Origin of the sequence: Paenibacillus sp. JJ-100 (assembly GCF_948329825.1) — a bacterium.
Lineage (GTDB): Bacteria > Bacillota > Bacilli > Paenibacillales > Paenibacillaceae > Paenibacillus.
Genome location: NZ_CAOJCM010000005.1, coordinates 108,220 through 129,153, shown reverse-complemented (window position 1 = coordinate 129,153; position 20,934 = coordinate 108,220). Strand labels below are relative to the sequence as shown.

22 protein-coding genes are annotated in these 20,934 nt (G+C 48.3%); 19 read left to right on the top strand and 3 right to left on the bottom strand.

Translation table 11 applies throughout. The annotated features are described in order from the left end of the window. Positions 1 to 23 precede the first annotated feature (23 nt). The 12 genes from PQG66_RS18780 to PQG66_RS18725 all read left to right on the top strand — a co-directional run bounded on the left by PQG66_RS18780 (position 24) and on the right by PQG66_RS18725 (position 10,964). Positions 24 to 320: a hypothetical protein gene (locus tag PQG66_RS18780; RefSeq protein WP_272039329.1), complete on the top strand. Its 297-nt coding sequence runs from the start codon at positions 24 to 26 to the stop codon at positions 318 to 320. A gap of 89 nt (positions 321 to 409) precedes the next feature. Beyond that, the gene (locus PQG66_RS18775; protein WP_272039328.1) at positions 410 to 571 is read left to right on the top strand and encodes a hypothetical protein; all 162 of its coding nucleotides are present in this window, start codon (positions 410 to 412) and stop codon (positions 569 to 571) included. 55 nt (positions 572 to 626) lie between these two features. After that, positions 627 to 1,721: a CgeB family protein gene (locus PQG66_RS18770; RefSeq protein WP_272039508.1), complete on the top strand. Its 1,095-nt coding sequence runs from the start codon at positions 627 to 629 to the stop codon at positions 1,719 to 1,721. A 63-nt stretch (positions 1,722 to 1,784) separates the two neighbouring features. Continuing rightward, positions 1,785 to 2,927, top strand: a complete 1,143-nt coding sequence (locus PQG66_RS18765) for a CgeB family protein (RefSeq protein WP_272039327.1) — start codon at positions 1,785 to 1,787, stop codon at positions 2,925 to 2,927. A gap of 78 nt (positions 2,928 to 3,005) precedes the next feature. Further along, positions 3,006 to 4,658 (top strand): glycosyltransferase family 4 protein, encoded by a 1,653-nt coding sequence (locus tag PQG66_RS18760; RefSeq protein WP_272039326.1) that lies wholly within the window; start codon positions 3,006 to 3,008, stop codon positions 4,656 to 4,658. 64 nt (positions 4,659 to 4,722) lie between these two features. After that, complete coding sequence (wecB, locus tag PQG66_RS18755) at positions 4,723 to 5,814, top strand: non-hydrolyzing UDP-N-acetylglucosamine 2-epimerase (RefSeq protein WP_272039325.1); 1,092 nt, start codon at positions 4,723 to 4,725, stop codon at positions 5,812 to 5,814. Further along, positions 5,807 to 6,793, top strand: coding sequence for a polysaccharide biosynthesis protein (locus tag PQG66_RS18750; protein WP_272039324.1), 987 nt, complete (start codon positions 5,807 to 5,809; stop codon positions 6,791 to 6,793). The genes wecB and PQG66_RS18750 overlap by 8 nt, the downstream gene beginning before the upstream one ends. Further along, positions 6,790 to 7,617: a dTDP-4-dehydrorhamnose reductase family protein gene (locus PQG66_RS18745; protein ID WP_272039323.1), complete on the top strand. Its 828-nt coding sequence runs from the start codon at positions 6,790 to 6,792 to the stop codon at positions 7,615 to 7,617. Before PQG66_RS18750 ends, PQG66_RS18745 begins: the two co-directional genes overlap by 4 nt. Beyond that, entirely contained in the window at positions 7,599 to 8,540 is a 942-nt protein-coding gene (locus tag PQG66_RS18740) for an NAD-dependent epimerase/dehydratase family protein (RefSeq protein ID WP_272039322.1), read from the top strand. Before PQG66_RS18745 ends, PQG66_RS18740 begins: the two co-directional genes overlap by 19 nt. Then, positions 8,537 to 9,253 (top strand): glycosyltransferase, encoded by a 717-nt coding sequence (locus PQG66_RS18735; RefSeq protein ID WP_272039320.1) that lies wholly within the window; start codon positions 8,537 to 8,539, stop codon positions 9,251 to 9,253. The genes PQG66_RS18740 and PQG66_RS18735 overlap by 4 nt, the downstream gene beginning before the upstream one ends. A gap of 152 nt (positions 9,254 to 9,405) precedes the next feature. Next, the gene (locus PQG66_RS18730; protein ID WP_272039319.1) at positions 9,406 to 10,155 is read left to right on the top strand and encodes a glycosyltransferase; all 750 of its coding nucleotides are present in this window, start codon (positions 9,406 to 9,408) and stop codon (positions 10,153 to 10,155) included. A gap of 254 nt (positions 10,156 to 10,409) precedes the next feature. After that, positions 10,410 to 10,964, top strand: a complete 555-nt coding sequence (locus PQG66_RS18725) for a GNAT family N-acetyltransferase (RefSeq protein WP_272039317.1) — start codon at positions 10,410 to 10,412, stop codon at positions 10,962 to 10,964. A gap of 124 nt (positions 10,965 to 11,088) precedes the next feature. Here the strand turns inward: PQG66_RS18725 and PQG66_RS18720 are convergent, their stop codons facing one another. Together PQG66_RS18720 and PQG66_RS18715 are read right to left on the bottom strand one after the other, a co-directional pair. Then, entirely contained in the window at positions 11,089 to 11,259 is a 171-nt protein-coding gene (locus tag PQG66_RS18720; RefSeq protein ID WP_272039316.1) for a hypothetical protein, read from the bottom strand. Next, positions 11,256 to 12,494, bottom strand: coding sequence for a glycosyltransferase family 4 protein (locus PQG66_RS18715; protein WP_272039315.1), 1,239 nt, complete (start codon positions 12,492 to 12,494; stop codon positions 11,256 to 11,258). The genes PQG66_RS18720 and PQG66_RS18715 overlap by 4 nt, the downstream gene beginning before the upstream one ends. 192 nt (positions 12,495 to 12,686) lie before the next feature. On the opposite strand from PQG66_RS18715, the gene PQG66_RS18710 reads away from it, so the two are divergent. Together PQG66_RS18710 and PQG66_RS18705 are read left to right on the top strand one after the other, a co-directional pair. After that, on the top strand, positions 12,687 to 13,046 hold the full coding sequence (locus PQG66_RS18710; RefSeq protein ID WP_272039313.1) for a hypothetical protein: 360 nt from the start codon (positions 12,687 to 12,689) through the stop codon (positions 13,044 to 13,046). 243 nt (positions 13,047 to 13,289) lie between these two features. Then, the gene (locus PQG66_RS18705; RefSeq protein WP_334220794.1) at positions 13,290 to 14,141 is read left to right on the top strand and encodes an MFS transporter; all 852 of its coding nucleotides are present in this window, start codon (positions 13,290 to 13,292) and stop codon (positions 14,139 to 14,141) included. Positions 14,142 to 14,228: 87 nt separating this feature from the next. On the opposite strand, the gene PQG66_RS18700 is transcribed toward PQG66_RS18705, so the two are convergent. Continuing rightward, positions 14,229 to 15,302, bottom strand: coding sequence for a glycosyltransferase family 4 protein (locus PQG66_RS18700; protein ID WP_272039311.1), 1,074 nt, complete (start codon positions 15,300 to 15,302; stop codon positions 14,229 to 14,231). 232 nt (positions 15,303 to 15,534) lie between these two features. Here PQG66_RS18700 and PQG66_RS18695 point away from each other — a divergent pair, with 232 nt between their 5' ends. From PQG66_RS18695 to PQG66_RS18675, 5 genes are all read left to right on the top strand, one after another. Beyond that, entirely contained in the window at positions 15,535 to 16,674 is a 1,140-nt protein-coding gene (locus PQG66_RS18695; RefSeq protein ID WP_272039310.1) for an ABC transporter ATP-binding protein, read from the top strand. Beyond that, positions 16,671 to 17,387, top strand: a complete 717-nt coding sequence (locus tag PQG66_RS18690) for an ABC transporter permease subunit (RefSeq protein WP_272039309.1) — start codon at positions 16,671 to 16,673, stop codon at positions 17,385 to 17,387. The genes PQG66_RS18695 and PQG66_RS18690 overlap by 4 nt, the downstream gene beginning before the upstream one ends. 4 nt (positions 17,388 to 17,391) lie before the next feature. Continuing rightward, positions 17,392 to 18,786, top strand: coding sequence for a GldG family protein (locus PQG66_RS18685; RefSeq protein WP_272039308.1), 1,395 nt, complete (start codon positions 17,392 to 17,394; stop codon positions 18,784 to 18,786). Continuing rightward, entirely contained in the window at positions 18,783 to 19,787 is a 1,005-nt protein-coding gene (locus PQG66_RS18680; protein WP_272039307.1) for a DUF4340 domain-containing protein, read from the top strand. Before PQG66_RS18685 ends, PQG66_RS18680 begins: the two co-directional genes overlap by 4 nt. 150 nt (positions 19,788 to 19,937) lie before the next feature. Then, on the top strand, positions 19,938 to 20,930 hold the full coding sequence (locus PQG66_RS18675; protein WP_272039306.1) for a YhcN/YlaJ family sporulation lipoprotein: 993 nt from the start codon (positions 19,938 to 19,940) through the stop codon (positions 20,928 to 20,930). Positions 20,931 to 20,934: the final 4 nt, after the last annotated feature.

Sequence of the window (20,934 nt, the reverse complement as noted above, 5' to 3'; positions counted from 1 at the left end):
CGTACCAGCAAAGGACGCAGTGCGTGGCTGAAAAAAAAGAAACGTACGGTGCGGAAGCATCGGAATGTGCAATCGACTCCACATGTCGTCCCGGTTACGCCTACCGATCCAAACCCCGACGGCGCGTACAGTCAGGGATACAACGAGGCGTACAACGAAGGGTTCAACGCGGGTTTCGCCAAGGGTTTCGAGGACGGACACCAATTGGCATACAAAGCGCAATAGGAGATGACATCGCAAAAGACATTGCCGCTCCAATGAAAGACAATTTGAATGTGCCCGCTCCTGAGCTTCAGGATGCCAGTGAAACTGATCATTAAGGGATAAAAGGAATATCATCCTTCATTGCAGCGGATGCATTGCAGATGAAACAGGCGCGTTATGATATCTGTACAACGAAATCTAAAACATGTTATTGCTTTATCGCCCGGAGGGACTGATCCCTTCGGGTTATTTGCATAACCGCAGCAGCGGACATGCCCGTGCAGGCGGATATGAAGGGCAGACGCCAATTTTGAGCCTGGCAGGACACCCGTCCATGATGCATCTGACCCCGGGGCATATCCTTTAGAGGGAAGACCAATCTCGTGGAGAGTCTGGAATGGATCTCCTTGAAGGAAGACAGGGTGAAGAATGTGGCAAAACGAAGACACCGCCCGCTGACGGAAGCGGAGGCGGCCTACCGCAGCGGATACGCAGAAGGCCGCAGGTTTGGCGGCTGTCAAGCCATCATGGAGCGGGTGCAGACGTTTGAACCAACCCGGCGGGATATGAAGGTGCTGTATATTCCGCAGGGATTCGATGCCATCGATGAAGGTGTCATTTTAGCTCTGCAGCAGACTGTTCGGGAATGCGTTGTTGGATCGCCAGTCGCAATGCTGCAGGAAGCCGATCAGCATCGGCCTGATGTCGTGCTCGTTATGAACGGTCTGCATGTGTTCCCTGAGAATCATCTGGAGCAGGTGAGGGGGATACGTGAACTGGGAATTCGGACAGCAATATGGTTTGTCGATGACCCCTATTTCACCGAGGATACGGCAATCATCTGCCAGCATTACGACATCGTGTTTACCCATGAAGAAGCAGCCGTACCTTTTTACAAAAACCAAGGCGCACAGCATGTCATCTACATGCCACTCGCGGTCAATCCGGGCATGTTCCAGCCACGCCCTACAGAGCCAGCGTATCAGTACGATATTTGTTTTATCGGCACAGGATTCTGGAACCGGATCGACTTGTTTAATCAGCTAGCTCCGTACCTCGCTGACAAAAAGGTCTTCATTGCCGGAAGTCAGTGGAACAGGCTGGCACGGCTGGATGTTCTGGGGAGGTTCATCCACGAAGGCTGGATTGATCCGGGTGCAACAGTCAATTATTACAACGGTGCCAAAATCGTCATTAACATTCACCGGACTTGCGAGAACGGTGAGGATAATCGTAACACCCATCAGCTGCAAGGGCGTTCAATCAATCCGCGTACCTATGAGATCGGCGCTTGCGGCACGATGCAGATTACAGATACTCGTGGAGATCTGCCTCGCTATTATCAGCCTGGATATGACATCGAGACCTTCACTACAGCTGCAGAACTGCAACACAAAATTCACTATTATTTGCATCATGAAGAGGAGCGCCAGGTCATGGCTTGGCGAGGCCTGCTTACTACGATGAATCGTCACACGTTTAACCGCCGCATGACCGAGTTGTTAGGACATCTGTAGTTACCCTTCTGCGGAAGGGCAGCATCAGGAAGCATGTTATCCCAAATAAAAAGGAGTGGCGGTATGTCTCTCAAACACCGTAAAACGAGAAAGGTTCATCAGGAACCTGTACTCAGCCTAGCAGATCAGGCTCGCAGAAACGGACAGCAGGCTGGATTTGATGCAGGCAAAGAAGAAGGGTATCTGCGCGGCCGTGCCAACTATATTGTGAATTGTGCACAGGAACCGCTGCCGTTCCGGCAGCTTCACGTACTCTATGTATCTTCGGGGAAAGGCTTCCCATACTCTCCGCTGGACGAAGCGATCATGGCTACATTACAGGGAATGGTTGCTCAGGTGACATTATCTGACCCGCGTCAACCGGTGTCCCAGATTGCACTGGACACACGTCCTGATTTGGTGTTGGTACTGGACGGCATGGATATCCCTCTCGAGCATATTGAAGCCATCCGTCAAGCCGGAATTCAGACGGCGATCTGGCTTACGGACGATCCGTACTATACCGACATGACGCTGGAGATCGTGAAGCACTATGATCATGTATTCACGTTAGAAATAAACTGTGTAGAACTGTATCGCCAGCATGGATGTTCGTCCGTGCATTATATGCCTTTTGCCGCCTTTACCAATCACTACTTCCCGATCACAACCCCTTCCCCGCTCAAACGGGATGTCAGCTTTATCGGCTCCGCATACTGGAATCGTGTATATTTCTTCAACCCGATCATGCCGCAACTGATGTCACATAATACCGTCTTTAACGGGATCTGGTGGGATCGCCTGCCTGATTATACAGCCTATGGGGAGAAGATTGAACTGGGCCGATGGATGGATCCACAAGAGACCAATGAGGTATACAACGGCACCAAAATCGTGATCAATCTGCATCGCTCCCATGAGGATGATTCAGTGAACAATAATCAGATCAAAATTCCACCTGCCTCACCCAACCCGAGAACGTTTGAAATTGCCGCCAGTACCACACTGCAATTAACCGATGCACGTGATGATCTGGCACGCTTTTACAAACCAGGTGTAGAAATTGAGACGTATTCTTCTCCGCAGGAGATGCTGGATAAGGTGGAATATTACCTTATCCATGAGAAGGAGCGGCGTGAGATCGCATTACGGGGACTAGAACGGACACTCAAAGATCATACGTATGGCAGAAGAATCAATGAACTGTTAAGTATTATATTCCCTTAATCTCGGCCAGGAGGAGGTGTGCACAGTACCCTGTATTGGCTTCTCTGCAGCTTACAGGGTCCGTGTGCGACCATGGCAATGAAACCAAAGTTAATGTTATTTTCCCATGTGTGCAATACCCGTAGTATCACGGGAGCGGAGAAGCTGCTACTTCATTTTATGAGAGAGATAGGTACGATCTATGAATGTGTGCTCGTTGCGCCGCAAGAAGGCAAACTTACCGGACTCGCACGAAGGTTCGGCATTCAGGTTCACGTATGTCATCTGCCGATGCTTCACGGTGTCTACGCACCGTATGCGGGGATAGCACAAGATGCGGAACATCTGCGACAAACACCGGCCTTTCAGGATGCGCTCTGGCTGATTCGAAGTCATGAGCCAGACATGATTTTAACCAATACCTGTGTAAACGTGATGCCTGCAGTAGCAGCCAAATCTCTGGGGATTCCCGTCATCTGGAAAATTACCGAGATTATTCAGACGAATGAACACACTGCCGAAGCGATCCAGATGATTGGTCGTTATGCAGACTGGATTATTGGAATCTCCGAGACGGCAGCAGCACCGTTCAAGCAAGCAGGGATGGGTGACAGGGTGACGATCATTCCCCCAACGTGGGAGCCGGCACTACCTGCTCCGGATCGGTGGACTCATCTGCGTGAACGAAAACGCAAAGAGCTACATTTCAAGTCATCGCATACCTGTATCGGTTATATTTCTTCCTTTATATATGACGCTAAAGGTTTAAGACCCTTTGTAGATATGGCACTGAAACTATGCGAGACCCATTCACGCTGCCGATTCTGGATCATTGGTGCGCCGTCGGATAAAAAGTATTACGACGAATGTGTATCCCGCGTGAAACGATCCGGGTATGCAAGGCGATTCGTCTTTACCACGTTTGAGGAAAACGTATCATTGGCCTACAGTGCGATGGATATCGTGGTCATCCCAAGTATGGTCAAGGAAGGATTTGGTATGACTGCGCTGGAGGGACTGTATTTTGCCAAGCCAGTCATTGCTTTCGACCAAGGTGGCCTTAGTGAACTAATGGAATCTGTAGGGAGCGGTGCATTCTTGGCCCCGCCAGGAGATAGTGATGCCCTCGTTGCCCTAGCGGTGACACTCCTGAATGATCCCGAGATGGCTTCCGATACGGGATGGCGCAACCGGACAGAAGCGGAAAAGCTGTATGGAATCGAAACCTACCGGGTGAAATTGCATACGATGGTCACACAGTGGTTGCTCCGCTATCCCGGATGGTTTACGTATATCCAGCCACCCAATGGTCCTGTATTGACATGGGGAGAAGGTGGACTGCGTACGGTGCTGGTTTCCGAGCCTGCTCTTATACGGACTCTGCTGTTTCCAGAGAGCATTGTGCAGCTTCTTCCACGCTCCCCGCTGCCTCCATTATCCGTATCGCAGCATGGTGAAGGGGGCGGAGAACCCAGAGAAGCAGAAGCAGCTAAACCGATTCAACCGGCAACCGGGTTGAGTAAACGGCGCCGCAAAAGAGGTGTTCTAACTTCTCCACGCAAGCTCAGAGAACTGAAACGGGTTGTACGAACCGGCAAGAAGAGGGATAAGACACACAAGATTCGCAAGACCCGCAAGACACGTAAAATGAAAAGTCGACACACCACTCTTACAAGAAGGTCTACTCGCACACGTTCTTCAGGAAGCAAGAGACGTATCCGGGCAGTACGCAAAGGTACCCGTACACGATAAAAGAGAAGACCTCCATTACACGATAAAAGACAGGTTTCCAATCAAATAGAAAGCAGGGATGAGGATGAAGATCATGACGGTGCTGGGCACGAGACCTGAGATTATTCGGCTCAGCCTGATCATTTCCAAGCTGGACCAGTACGCGTCCAAACATATTCTGGTACACACGGGACAGAACTTCACAGAAAGTCTCAGCGGTCTTTTTTTCAAGGAAATGGGTCTGCGTGCTCCCGATTACGTTCTCCAGGATGAAGCCGCCTCTCTGGGGCGGCAGCTGTCCTCCATGTTTACGCAGATGGAAGATTTGATCCAGCAGGAGAAGCCAGACAAACTGCTTCTGTTGGGAGACACCAATAGCGCCTTATGTGCGGTACTTGCTGAACGCATGGGGATTCCAGTAATCCATATGGAGGCTGGCAATCGCTGCTTCGATCTGGATGTACCGGAAGAGAAGAACCGCCGCGTGATTGACGCCATCTCGACGATCAATATGCCATACACCGAACAGAGCAAGAAACATCTGGTCTCTGAAGGAGTGCCTAGCCGCCGAATTGTGCTTACAGGCAATCCGATTTACGAGGTGATGCAGCACTACAGTGGTCAGGTGAATGCCAGCAAAATTTTAAAAAAGCTTAAGTTAAAGCCAGGACAATACTTTCTGGTTACTGCTCATCGGGCTGAAAATGTGGATCACCCACCTCATTTACTGGAGATCATGAAGGGGTTGAATCAAGTCGCGGAAGAGCATGGACTTCGTGTCATATGCAGCATTCATCCTCGCACAGCGATCCGGATTGCAGAGCATCTGCAGCTCGAGATGCATCCACTCGTGGAATTTCACGAGCCGTTTGGATTTTTCGACTTTGTCATGTTGGAACGGCATGCACGGTGTGCGCTGACAGATAGTGGAACGGTCCAGGAAGAGTGCTGCATTATGGGGGTGCCCACTGTGACGATGCGCCGTACAACAGAACGACCGGAGACGGTGGACTGCGGCAGTAATGTGGTCTCTGGCCTGGATGCAGCACGGATTGCAGACTGTGTGAATGTGATGACAAAACTGCCGAATGATTGGGACTGTCCACAAGGTTACAAGGCAACAGATGTGTCCAGTAAAGTGGTTAAATTTCTGCTTGGAGGGAAAATGCATGTTTGAAAATAAGCGTATACTCGTGACTGGTGGTACGGGATCATGGGGGTATGAGCTTGTCGCTCAACTGCTTCCCCAGCAGCCAAAAGAAATTATTGTGTACTCTCGCAACGAGTCCAGCCAGGTAGCGATGAGCCGTGATTTTGAAGATCCGCGCCTTCATTTCCGTATTGGAGATATTCGTGATAAGGATGCTCTGACAGCAGCTTGCCAGCATGTGGATTATATTTTTCATCTGGCTGCACTCAAGCATGTTCCGGTATGTGAAGATCAGCCGTATGAAGCACTCAAAACAAATGTGATCGGAACACAGAATGTCATTGAAGCGGCGATTGAAAATAAAGTTAAAAAAGTAATTTATATTTCGACCGACAAAGCGGCCAATCCCTCGAACTTCTATGGAATGACCAAGGCCATTGGCGAGAAGTTGATTGTTTATGCCAATCTGCTGCACAGTGATACCAAGTTTGTCACAGTACGGGGCGGTAATGTACTCGGTACCAATGGCAGTGTTGTGCATCTGTTCAAGAATCAGATTCGCCAAAAAGGCCAAGTGTCCATTACAGATATGGGTATGACTCGGTTCTTCCTCACACTCAAAGATGCCATTACACTGTTGTTCAAAGCGTCAGTAGAAAGTGTGGGCGGCGAGATCTTTGTTATGACGATGCCCACGTGCAAAATTGTGGATCTTGCTGAGGTATTGATTGAGGATTCCGGTGTAGAAAACGTAGCGATTGTCGAGCGTGGCATCCGTCCAGGCGAGAAAATTCATGAAATTTTAATGAGTGAATTCGAAAGTATGACTACCGTTGTCTACGACGAACAATATCTCGTCATCTTGCCTACACTCGGCATCCCGGGGTTGCGTGAACATTACACCAACTGCCCACCCGTTCCGTACAGCAGTTTTAGTTCCGAACATCAACTTATGACGAAAGACGAGATTCGGGCAATTCTCAGACGCGGAGGGTTTCTGTCATGAAGCTGCTAATTCTTGGGGGGAACGGAATGGCCGGCCATATGATGGTCGACTATTTCCGCCGTCAAGGTGTGCACAGCGTCTTCTACACCACCCGGGACGTGACAGATCCGAATGGGTTGATCCTGGATGTGAATGATAGCTTCATGGTAGACAGACTTGTAGAAGCCGTGCACCCCGACGTCATCATTAATGGGGTTGGTGTGCTGAACAGTTTCGCTGATGAAGATAAAATTGCTGCCTATCATATCAACGGTTTTCTGCCGCATCGTTTGCGGCGGGTAGCCGATTCTATCGGTGCTCGTCTGATTCACATCAGTACAGACTGCGTATTCAGCGGGGATCGTGGGGCATATCGGGAAGATGATGTGACGGATGGTACATCCTCGTATGCGATCACAAAAGCACTTGGTGAAGTGAAAGATGAGGGACATCTGACGATACGGACATCCATTATTGGACCTGAAATAAGGCAGGGCGGCATCGGGCTGATGCAGTGGTTCATGTCCAGCACAGGCGAGGTTGGCGGGTACACCCGGGTTTTCTGGAATGGCGTGACGACACTGGAGCTTGCAAAATGGGTCGATCATTATCTGGATTCGCCAGTCAGCGGACTGATCCATCTCGCCCATCCTGAGCCAGTTAGCAAACATGATCTGCTTGTGCTTTTTCAACAGGTCTGGAACAAGCAGGATGTGAAGATTGTACCGGATGGTCGCATGGTCCAGGATCGTACGCTGGTATCGACTCGTGTGGATGTGAAGACAGACCTGCCGGACTATTCAACTATGCTGAAGGAGCTGGCATTATGGATGGAGCAGAACTGACAGGCAAAAAAGTACTGATTACAGGTGCTTCCGGTTTTACCGGACGGCATGCTGTCACTTATTTTCAAGGCGCCGGGGCGGACGTTGCAGCCGTTGTCCGGCGACCGGATGTATATTCTTTTGGTGAAAACGTGGGCGTATATACCTGTGATCTCAATAATAAAGATCAAGTGCGTGAACTGATTATAGGGATTGAGCCTGACTACGTATTGCATCTTGCTGGCAAAAATTCGGTGCCGGATTCCTGGGCCGATCCACTGCTTGTACTCGAAACTAACGTCATGGCAGTGCTGTACCTGCTCGATGCACTCCGCAGTTGTCCGGAGGCAAGGACGTTGATCGTAGGGTCTAGGCTCAAGTATACGCCGGAGCCTGGACGTATTCCTCAGCCGCCGCATCCGTACAGCTTAAGCAAAGCGCTGGAAGAGATGGTATCCCTGTCTTGGATGTCCTTGTTCGGTCAACAGATCATGTTGGCCGAACCGGGGAATCTGATCGGAGCCGGTCCGTCTACAGGTATCTGCTCTCTGCTCGCTCGCCATGTAGCTGCCTGTGAGCAGGCGACCACAACCGAAGCGTTCCGCCTGTCTGGGCGGGATAACACCCGGGATTTTCTGGATGTCCGCGATGCCGTTCGAGCGTACGCAGTACTGTTGCTGCATGGTACTCGTGGTACAGTGTATCCAGTGGTATCCGGGGTGGAGCGGAGTCTTGGCGAGATCGCCGATCTGTTGCTATCCATGACCCAGGCAGAGGTGCCGATCCGCTGGGATGGTGCTTCATCCGGCCCGGACGGAGCAGGCAAGCAAGAGGAATTATCGGAGCTGCGCAGACTGGGCTGGCAACCGCAAATACCATTTGAGACGTCGCTTCGAGATATTTTGAGTGATGTTCGTGCTCAGCAAGGGAGGACGAGAGGATGAATCCCCGCGTATCCGTTGTAATTCCGTTCTACAATTGCCCTTACGTACCGATGGCGATTCAGAGTGCGTTGAATCAGACATATCCTGAAGTAGAGATTATTGTGGTTAACGATGGCTCCTCAAGACATGCGGAATTGCTTCAGCCATATCTGCCACATATCCATGTCCTTGGCAAAAGTAATGGAGGCACAGCCTCTGCATTGAACCATGGCATTCGTCATGCTTCGGGTGAGTATGTGGTCTGGCTAAGCTCGGATGATTTTTTTTATCCTGATAAAATTCGTTACCAGCTTGAGTTCATGCAACGGGAAAATGTGCTCATATCCCATACGAATTTTCATTATATCAATGAACATTCGGCGGTGACGAGACTGCATGGCGGTCCTGAGCCGATGTCTGAACTGGATTGTCTGCGTCGTTTTAATGGTGGTAATCCCGTCAACGGATGTACAGTGATGGTTCGCAAAGAGCTGTTTAGCGGTGTGGGGCTTTTTGACGAACTGCTGCCTTATACGCACGATCTCGATCTTTGGCTGCGAATCCTGCTCAATGGCTACCGCTTCCCATATCTTAATGAGCCGCTGACAGCGTATCGCTGGCACGGAGGGATGGGCTCGGTACGTCATGCTGACGTAATCGGAAGAGAAGCGGCTATGGTCTGGGCCAGGTATCGCGAACCGTTGTTGCAGCGTATTGCTGCACTTGGCGGGTAGCGAAGAGGCCGTTATGAAGCCGCGTCTGCGGGCGGATTAACGGCCTCTTTGGCGCAGCCTTTTTGCGAGGAAGTGGAAAATGTACGTTCATCCTGATGCGAAAGCCCGATACCGATGTTGCTCACCTTCATATACTGGAGGAGACGCATAGTTTGCAGAGATTTGAGGAGGAAGGGGATGCCCGGATGGAGCCGAAGGTATCAATCGTGATTCCTTTTTATAATTGTCCATACATTGAGCAGGCCGTTCACAGTGCCCTTCACCAGACGTATCCTCATATTGAGGTGATCGTGGTAGATGATGGTTCAACCCGGCATGTGGAGCGGCTGCAGCCCTTTATGGATCAGATCCATTACATTCGCAAAGAGAACGGCGGTACAGCAACTGCGCTTAACGAAGGCATCAAACATGCGACAGGGGACTATTTTGTCTGGCTCAGCTCGGATGATGTAATGCTGCTGAACCGGGTAGAAAAACAGTTGAAGTTCATGCTTGATGTCAAGGCTTCGTTCTGTCATGGTGCATATCATTATATCAATGAACATGGCGAATGGCTGGATACGGTGCAGCCAGAGGTAGGGAGTCGTCTGGAGATGCTACAGGTATTGATGGAAGGCTGTCCGATTAATGGTTGTACCGTGATGGTAGAGATGGAGGCATTCGAGCGCTTCGGGGTGTTCGACACGGAATTTCGGTATACGCATGATTATGAGATGTGGCTAAGACTGTTCCCGCTATATGAGCTATTTTACTTCAATGAACCGCTAATGTGTTACCGGCTGCACGAGTCGATGGGAACGAAGCGCCATTTCAAAGAACTGGTCGCGGAGATGGAACGTGTCCAGGAAAAACATCGGCCGATCCTGCTCAACTTGCTGCACGTTGGCGGGTATTGGAAATAATAGGTGGTGAACAGCAGGAGCGGATACCTAAGGAGCAGATTTACATGCTGTAGGGTGCACGCTCTTTCTTTTTTCAGAGATAAGCAAGATAGAACGTGATGAGATTAGTAGGGGAAAAAAGCATTGAGTATGCAGGAGGAAGGAATTTCCTGTATAATGGGTGACGACTTGTACATAGAAGGGACTGAACTATGCGCAGATATCAATATTGGATAACCAGACTATTATAAATCATATTAATGGAGGTTAACGTATTGATTACCGAATTACACACGAACAGATTGCATCTACGACAAATGAAGGAATCCGACTCGGCTGAATTATTTCAAGTATGGTCTGACCCAGAGGTGGCCACATATATGAATATTTCTCCTTTCTCGGATGAGAAGCAAGCGATAGAGATGATTCAGGTGCTCGCTAATCTCGCTGAGGATAACCAGGCTATTCGATTTTCGATCATTGAAAAAGAGTCAGGGACAATCATGGGCTCTTGTGGTTATAACTACCTTGATTATGAACACGCAAGAGCGGAGATTGGCTATGATTTAGCCAAAGCTTATTGGGGCAAAGGATATGCAGCGGAAGCGGTATCTGCTCTTTTAGATCACGGCTTCACTTCATTGAAATTGAACCGGATTGAAGCAAAGGTTGACCCTCGCAACGTGAATTCTATCAAATTGCTGGAAAAACTTGAATTTACGCGAGAAGGTATGCTGAGAGGTTATGAAAGATCAGGAACTGGGGAAGGGGCAGGAGTAGAAAACATATTCAATGATCTGTATATGTATTCGAAGCTGTCTACCGATTAGGAGAGCAGGATAGAGCTCAAGTTATGAAATGAATATGAAAAAGAAGCTGCAGATTACATCTGTGGCTTCTTTTTATAATGTCGGTACAATATCCGAGGATGGCTAACGTTTGCACCGTGAACGTTTAGTCTTTTTCATTCATAATAACCATCGACACCGGATCGGGAATTGCATATCCTTGCGGAAGCTTTTGCATGAGTGCATTCATCGTCTCATAATCCACCTCAATATGAGGTGTGGAGACAGGAACGGAAAACCAACAGTTATACAGGTCGCTTGGAACAAGCAGTGTCATGTGGATCGACCTCCTCTATAGATGGCTTCTTGATATACATGAAACGTACGCAGTCCCATTTCTTCCAGGGAACGATGTTGTTCAGCCCAGGATTTGGCTGCGGCTCCCACCTTTTTGCGAGTTACATCATCTTCGAGCAAGGCGTACAATAGCTCACTGAGCGAATCGACATCCTGAGGAGGTACGACCCAACCAGTACGCCCGGGTTCAACCATTTCTGGCATGCCTGCTGTACCACTTACGATAACGGGTACACCTGCAAGCTGTGCTTCGGTAACTGAAAAAGGTTGTGTGTCTTGAAGGCTGGGCTGCACATAAATATCCGCATGTGTGAGGAAGGAAGGGATGTTGTCCAGCTTGCCCCAAAAAACAATATCGGATGATATGCCAGCTTCAGTAGCCTGACCACGTAACTCATCCAGAAGATTACCTTCTCCGGCAATCCAGCAGATCCAGTCTGAACGTCTTCTCTTCAGAATAGCAAGAGCTTGAATCAGCACATGCACGCCTTTGATATATTCCAGTCTACCGGTAAAAGCAATGACTTTCTTACCTCTAGGTGCACGATGGGGAAACTTGGCTGTTGCAGCTTTGCGATAATTTGGCAAATCCACAGCATAAGGAATTTGCCTGAATTTCGACTCAGGCACCGAGAGTTCGGTCAGTGTGCTTTTAATCCAATGACTGGAGACCAGAATCAGTTCAGACTGCGCTGCACTTCGCTGTTCGAGCGAGAGGAAATAACGTCCGCGTTTAGATTGCAGATAGCTCGCCAGGGTCATCTGGGGGTTAGAATTTTGCGCATCATAGAACGCTTCGCGGGCTAGGGCTCCATGGTAACTCGTAACAAGCGGTATGTTTCGCTTCAAAATCCGCTTCATGGCTACCGCTGCAACAGGGTCTTGTGCATGGATAACATCATAGTGTTCCACACCTAGATAGGCTGCAGCCATCTCAAAAGCGTATCGGTTTAACTCGTAATAGGCCAGCAGAGGATCAGCTGTAAATTGCGGAAGATCGGTTGGATTGAGCTTGGCTTGCAGCATAGGCCACACCAGGTTTTTCGAGAAGGAACGGTTAAGATTACGGACATATACTTCATTTCTTGCGCCATTGGTGCCCATGATGTCCACTTCTACCCCAAGGACAGCGAGTCGGTCAGCGAGCTGTCTGATATATGTCCAGATACCGCCCATATGCGTAAGTTCCCAATACGTAACGAGTAGAACTCTCATAACGACCTCCTTGTTACGGCCTGCACAGGCCGAACTCTATCCTGTTATTTTATGAATGAAGCAGGTAGTGGGGCCGGGCATTGGTTGCAAAATTTTAAGTTGGGTGACTAACCATGCCATTGCATAAGAAGAAACATATCCTGTCTACAAGGAGAGTTGCAAATAATTCAGACTCCGTAGAAGGGGTGCGAGATGGCGGCATATATCATCCAGATGCATGAAAATGTGCTTCAGACGTGTATTCCTGTGAAATATATGGATGTGGAGATTGCTTATGTAGGGGACGGAGCAGGAACAGATGTGTATGTTGGTTTAGTGGGCACTCATGGAGAACTGTACCGCTACTTGTTTCATGTAGGATTAGGCGTAGAGTCAGCAGACAATCCTCATATGATTCCGAATATGGCTGTATCGAGTGAAATTAATGAATTGAAAATCATCAGCAACAGCTCGGAGCCATATCATCTGGTGATTCGAATCTATTGCCGCAGCGGGGAAGGACAGCTCATAGGCGTGTTGTCAGAGCATCAAATGATAAAACTTGCGAATTAAAATGGGAGCAACGATAAAGATCAAGCGATAAGCTTGGTCTTTTTTTGTCATTGTATATCTAAAATAATCCCTTTAAAAATAGCTTGACAGCAAAGGTATTTTCATTAAAATTAAACCAGTATAAAACGTATGTTTGAAACAATTGTTTAAAACGGTGGTTTGAAGAAAAAAACATTATAGGCGGTCGTCTACAGGCCGGTTCATCCGAAGCCAACGTAGCGCCCTGCATTGGATCTGCTGGGCATGATTCTTGCTCCCATCGCTTTCTCCATGTTAGCTTTCGGTGTAAGTGAAGGAGGCACAAGTTGGACATCATCGACGACACTTACAGGTGTTATTGTCGGCGGAGTAGCGCTCATCCTGTTCATTATCGTAGAGCTTCGTCACCAAAATCCGTTGCTTGAGCTTCGGGTATTTACCTCTTCCGATTTTTCCAGAGGGATTGTTCTTGCCTGGGTATCCCAGGTAGCTTTGTTCGGTGCCATGATTCTGATCCCGCTCTATTTGCAGCAGATCAAAGGGTATACGGCATTGGAGACAGGACTGATCCTTCTTCCTCAAGCGCTGGCTTCGGGGGTTTCCATGCCGCTGGGTGGTCGACTGTTTGACAAGATTGGAGCAAGACCACTGGCGTTTGTGGGACTGGGTATCATATCAGGAGCCTTGTTTATTTTGTCTTCTATTACGGCAACGACAGGGCTTGGCCTTATTATTACAGCCTTGATTATGATGGGTTTTGGTATGGGGTTGTCCATGATGCCGCTAAATACACATGTACTGAACGCAGCACCGCGTAAACTGGTTGCGCGTGTGACCCCACTGACAGCTGCTGCGCAGCAGGTGGTTGTTTCCTTTGCCGTTGCGGGTCTTACCGGGTTCCTAACCTCTCGTGTGACTAGTAACACCACGGGCACCGGAAAGATGGATATCGTGCATGGGATGGTTAGTGGGTTCAATGATACGTTTTTCCTTGCTGCCTGTATTGCCCTGCTTGGCTGCCTGTTAAGTCTGATTTTGCGTAAACCAAAGCGCATGGCTGAACCGGAATTGCAGACTGGGGAGCAGCCAGACCCAGCGATGATGATGGGGCATTAAAAGAAATTCGATCCAAGGCAGTTCAGGAGCGCTTACGCTCTGGACTGCCTTTTTGAATGTCCTCTTTTCGATGTCACTTATACCGGCTCAGTGGAAAATCCTCAAGGCCGTCATCATTTCGCGGAAAGAGGTAGCGTATCGATCTGGTGAGAAGGACAGGTTCATATGCTGTCTTCCTTGAATCCGAATATATTCGCGTAGTTTCTTGTTGTTCATGAGGTCCATGGCCTCGTGGACTGCAGTTTTTACATTACCAATCGGATAAAATTTACCGGTTTTATTGTGCGTAATAAATGAACGAACGCCATCCGAATCCGTACTGAGTACAGGACATCCACAGCTGATCGCCTCGGCTACGGCGTAACCGAAACCTTCCATTAAAGAAGTCGAGAGCATGATCCCCCCTGATGCTGCAACCATAGAGTAGAAGGTTGGCATTTGCGAGTGGGGAACATTGACAAAGATGCCGATGCGGTCTTGCAATCCATACTCGGCGAGCATATGTCGAAACATGACTTCATCTTCAGGATTAGCTAGGGTGGGGTCATGGAAGAGCCATAGTCGAGCTTTTGGTTTCTTTTTGATAATCGCACGGCAGATTTCGAGATATTCCCGCCAGTTTTTGTTATGTTCTAAACGTCCAACCCACGCAAGAACCGGGTAAGGTGGAGTGTCCACCGAGAGTGGGGCAAAGGTATCTGTGTCCAGCATATTGGGAATGACAAAGCGATGGAGCCATGGGCAAATATGAATGAACATATCCAGTAGATGATCGGTTGGCGGCAGAACAGCGGCATCACAGTGAGCCTGAAGGTAAGGGACGGCCATTTGGATCGTTTCCAGTGCTTGTTCCCGTGTACCAAGTCCCTGTGCCTCAAAAATAATACGACCTGTATATCCGAGGCCCCTCAAACGACCAGGCATGGCAATATCGGAAGTGGTGACAATGGCATCATAATGCTGAGTATGAATCAGATGATGAATTTCCTGATCGCTAGATGCGGTGAAAATACGTGTATTGCTGCTATTTTGCAGACCCGAACCTGTATTCAGATACAATAGATGGGCCTCGATACCATGGCGCTTCAGTACAGCGGTCCGCAGCCTGTTAAGGGTATCGACCCCGCCACTGGGAACGTAAAATGTAAACAATACTTTCACACGGTTCACCCTCTGACTATTGGTCAGGAGCTCATTCTCCTGTATTGTATGGTACGTGTGACACCAGGGCGAGGTGTGGGTATAATATTGAAAGTTCACAATTTAGACAAAAAAAATTAAGCTGTATTTTAAGTCATCTTAAGCTAGGGCTAGGATACATCTCGTATCATACAAGGAACTTCCCGTGTTGTATTTTCGATGTTGCCACACGGGTATTTTTTAACGGGAAAGGATGAAGAACGTGCTCGAAGTGAGACAGGTGAGCAAAGTGTACGAAGGCCAGCGCGGTGTACACGAATTGGATTTCACCATGGAGCGAGGCGAGATCGTCGGGTTTTTGGGACCCAATGGTGCTGGTAAAACAACGACGATGCGTATGATTACAGGTTATCTGCATCCTACTGCTGGTTCGGTTCTGGTTGATGGAGTATCGGTGCATGATCAAGGACGGAGTGTTCGCTCCAAAATTGGGTATCTACCAGAAACCCCGCCGCTGTATCCGGATATGACCGTACAATCATACCTTAAATTTGTTGCAAATCTACGGGACGTTCCGGCACGAGAGATCAAACTCCGGATTAGTGAGATGGTCAGCAGGCTGGGTCTGCAAGGCAGGGAAAAACAACTGGTTCGTGGATTGTCCAAAGGGTACAAGCAGCGGCTGGGTCTAGCTGGGGCGATTATACATAAGCCTGATCTGCTGGTGCTGGATGAACCGACGTCTGGACTTGATCCGAATCAGATTATTGAAATCCGTGACTTGATTCGGGAACTTGGTGAAAACCATACGGTGCTGCTTAGCACGCATATTTTGCCTGAGGTCAGTACACTTTGTAATCGAATGTTGATTATTAATCAGGGGAGACTTGTATTGGATGGTTCTCCGCAGGATCTTGGATCTGCTATGGGGGACCGTTTCAAAGTTTCGCTTGAAGTAAAGGCAACGGAGCAACAGCTGCTGGAAGTGTTGACCCCATGGGAGAAGGCGCAAACGGAAGTCATTGCGAGTGCTTCTACGCCATCGGCTTCTGAGGGTAGTACAGGAGCAACGATAAATGAGTCGGGGAGGCTGGATGATGCCATATCTAATGCACCATCTACGATTCAAGTGCGGCTTACAGGGGAAACGTCAGAGGATTTCCGTGAAGAACTATTTTATCTGTTGTCGGGTGCAGGCTTGCCAATTCTGGAGATGAAACGTGAGAATCTCAGTCTGGAACAGATTTTCTTGAAATTAACGACATCAGAGACAACAGGAACGGAAGAGACCGCGGCCTCTATGGAGCAACATGTACAGAACAAGGATACGGACGATACTCAGCCGCAAGCTTCTTCGGATTCCACTTCCGACTCAGAGGAGGGAAGCAAATGAAACGGATGCTAGCGATCTGTAACAAGGAGCTTCAGGCTTATTTTCTGTCGCCAACTTCGTATTTTGCTTTTGCCGTATATGTGCTGATGACCAGCCTGTTATTCTATTCGAGCTTTGTATACTATCAGCCGAGCATTGTGGACTATCGTCTTGTACTGGGGGATACATTGTCCATGCTGCTTTTTGTTGTGCCACTGTTAACGATGCGTCTCGTCGCAGAAGAGTTCAGGCAGGGAACGGACGAGTTGCTGTTGACTTCGCCGACACGAGTAACCGAGATTATTTTCGGAAAATATTTGGCTTCACTTGTTATACTGCTCGTGCTCATACTTTGCAGTCTGGTGTATCCATTCATCATGTCGTTCTATGGAACATTGGATCTGACGTCCGTCGGGCTGTCTGCGCTAGGCTTGTTTTTCCTGGGCGGTAGCATGATGGCGATTGGGCTGTTTGCCTCTACGTTATCTCAACATCAAATGGTATCTGCGGTGGCAGGTTTTATTATGTTGCTCGTTTTGTGGATGATTGATTCATTCGGAGGTAAGACGGGGTCTGCATTGCAGAAATGGCTTGATCCCTTTGCCCTGACGAAACATTTTGACAGCTTTACCAAGGGTGTGCTCAGCGGACCTGATGTGCTGTACTATGTCACACTTACAGGTGTGTTTTTACTGTTAAGTATTCAAATTGTAGAACGGAAACGGTGGAGGTGAGAACATGAAAAAATGGTTAAGTCATACCAATAGTACCGTTTTATCTGTCGCGGTCATTGGCATCTTTATTTTGCTAACCCTGTTCCTGAATTCACTTGGCGGTTTCCAGCTCGACCTGACTTCAAATAAACAGTATACATTATCCGACCAGTCACTGACGGCCATCAAAAATGTCCAAGACGACGTCAATATCCTCGTATTAATCGTTGAAAATGCAAACAATACTGTCTTGAATCGCGAAGTGACGGATATGATCGAGGAATACACCAAACGCAGCAATAAGCTGAAAATGAAGCAGTATAACCTGACGCAGGAACCTGCGCTTGCCTCCAAGTACGGGATTACAGGTAGCTCTATTGTACTGGAACAGGGAGACAGGTATAAGGTTGTTGACATTGCTAGCTTGTTTACTGCATATGGGGACGGAACGGATGGGTCATATCAGTTTACGGGCGAAGAGAAGTTGACTCAGGCACTGATGAATCTCTCCACTACAGAAAGCAAAAAAATGGTGTTCTTGACTGGACATGAAGAGTTAAGTCTGAACCAGATGGGTGCTTTGCGATCGTCATTGGAGCAGAACAATGTCACAACAGAGGAGTTGCAACTGAATCAGGCTGGTAAAGTTCCAGAAGATACTGATGTACTTGCGATCATCGGGCCGCAGCGTGATGTGAGTGATGCTGAGTTGAAAGCCATTCGCACATACATGAAAAATGGAGGTAAGTTGTTGGTCTCTCTTGGATTTGCGGAAGATATGAAATCCAGCTGGAAAAACATTGATGCTCTAATCGCAGATTATGGTGTGGTGGATGAGCATGCGGTTATGGTGGACAATAAACAAGCCAGCACGATGGGACCATTGTGGGTTGTTCCGGAATATGGCAGCCATGCCATCACCGATAAACTTGCTGAAAACAAATTGTATCCTATGCTGTCCCTATCGATTGCACTATCAAGCAAGGAACAGGATAAATATAAGTTATCACCGTTGATGTACTCCTCAAGTGACAGTTACGGGGAGAAGGATATTGGCGGTTTGCTCCAAAATGAAACGAATAATGATACGGCTGTGGACGTCCAAGGTCCTGTTGAACTTGGCTATGCCGTAGATACGAAGGATGGCAAGCCGAAAGCGATCATTTTGGGGTCTTCTATTTTCATGCAGGATTCGGAAATTGCGAGTGGCGGCAATCGGGATTTTATTTTGAACACAGTAAATTATTTGAGTGAAAAAGAAGATGATCTCACGATCAGACCACGTATACAAGAAGGTTTTGAGCTTGCATATCTGAATGGTAAGCAGGCGAGAACGATCTTTTTTGCAGCGATTGTGGTGTTCCCGCTCATCTTTGTAGTCATCGGTGTATTCTTGTGGTGGAGGCGCAGACGGGTATGAAAAAATTAATACCAACAATAGTAGTCGTCGCTATTTTAATTATAGGTTGGGTGTATGCCGCGAATCAGAATTATTTTCGGGAAGAAGAGGCGGTGCAAGCCAAGCTTCTAAATATTTCATCTGCGGATATCCAAGCAATCACGCTGCATGAAGGAAGCAAAGAGCAGCCCGGTGCAGATAAAACTGTCGTTTCAACACTCGAAGTACAGGATGGTAACTGGCATATGACTGAACCGAAGGACTATCCGCTGAATGAATACAGCGTAAGCAGTTGGCTTGACGCGCTGAGTAGTGCGGATCAGGAGATGGTTGTTGAAGAGTCGCCAAAGGATATGGGCAAGTACGGTTTGGACAATACAGCTACACGTCTGGATATCCGATTAAAGGATGGACGAGAATTAAAACTTGTCATTGGCAGCCAGTTACCAACGGGGGATACACATTATGTACAGGTTAATTCAGGGGCTGTGGTGGCGGTGAAAAATGAAGCTGTAACCAATATGGCTCTCACACGCCAGGGGTTAATGGATACAACTCCGTTTAATCTGGATGAATCCAATGTAGGCACGCTGGAATGGGAAGGCGAAGCAGCAAGTTGGATGCTAAAGGCTTCCGCAGAAGGGAACACGGCATCTGGTCGTACATGGACGTTAAATGGTAATTCCGTTAAGGCAGAAGAGGCGATATCCCTGATCAGCCAGATTAAAAATCTTACCGCTGCCGACGACGTGCGTAAAGCGTCTGAATTGAAGGGGGCTATACCTCGCTCCACATTGTTGGTTGAGCTGCAAGGCGAGGAGAGTACAGAGGGGAGTACAGCGGTGTATCGTATGATGACTACCTCTGCGGAGCCTAATCTCATCTGGGTGGTTACCCCGGATGGCCAATGGGCCTACGGATTAGATGCCGCCAATGTGGAAGAGGTTGAAAAGTTCTCCGATACGATTAAATCATCGAATACGTCCTCGGAGTCTGCTGAATCCACAGAGTCGGCAAAATGAGCATCGCAAAAAGGTTCTGAATCATTTTTAATGTCCCAAAGCAAGTCCATTCAAAGGTTGAAGTACCATATCCTTTCAGCATATCGATCAGACCAGAGGCACATCCTATCTATGTGAACCAAACCAACCACATTGGAGGATGAACATTACATGCCAACAGTCAAAAAGGCAACAGCGATTACGTTATCATTGTCTACTGCAATTTTTGTAATGGCCGGCTTGACAGGTTGTGGGAATCGCGATAACAACATGCATACACAAAGTGTTCGTGAGCAAGCACATGGGATTAATCGTTATGGCGTTGAAACTAACGGTATGGATGGTATTCGTGCGAGAAGTTACCGGATGCACAATGTGACTGATCTGAGATCAAGTGATGAGCTGGCAAAGCGCATTACAGAGATGAAAGAAGTCGAGTCCGCTCATGTCATGTTAACAGATCGTAACGCCTATGTTGCTGTACGTCTGGCGAATGGACATGCAGGTAAGCTGGGCAGCAAATCGACAGGGAATACGAGTAACCGTCTGAATGGTACAATGCGGAACTATGCTAGTGATACGATGCGCGGTGGAAGCATGAATCAGGATATGGGCGGTTTGCGTGTACATGGGGACACAGGTACAAGGTCTCCGTACAGCACAAGCGGAATTGCTCCAGGGCTGAACACCGGTTCAGCAACAGACCGTAGCCATATGGGCAATGATCGTGGCATTTATGGCACAATGGGTACGGGCACAGTTGGAATGATGCGTGGTCTGACCGAGAATGGTAGAGCGCGTTCAATGAACGAAAGCCAGTATGGTACTCGTAGTGAGCGTCCACGTATGATGGATAGTTCCGATGACAACACACCGGCAGAGATCAAAGGTAAAATTGCAGCGAAAATCAAGCAATTTGCACCAAACGTGGAGAACGTATATGTTTCGGCTAATCCGGAGTTCGTAGGTCAAGTTGAAAACTATGCGGCCGATCTGCGAAACGGTAAACCGGTAAGTGGCATGATCGATACATTCCAGTCGATGGTCGAGCGCATCTTCCCAACCAACGCTGGCGGTACGAATCAACGTGACGGTATTCTGAATGATGGCGTGATGAATCGTAATCATGATGGTGGCGGCATGCTGAATCGTATGAATCGATAAGACG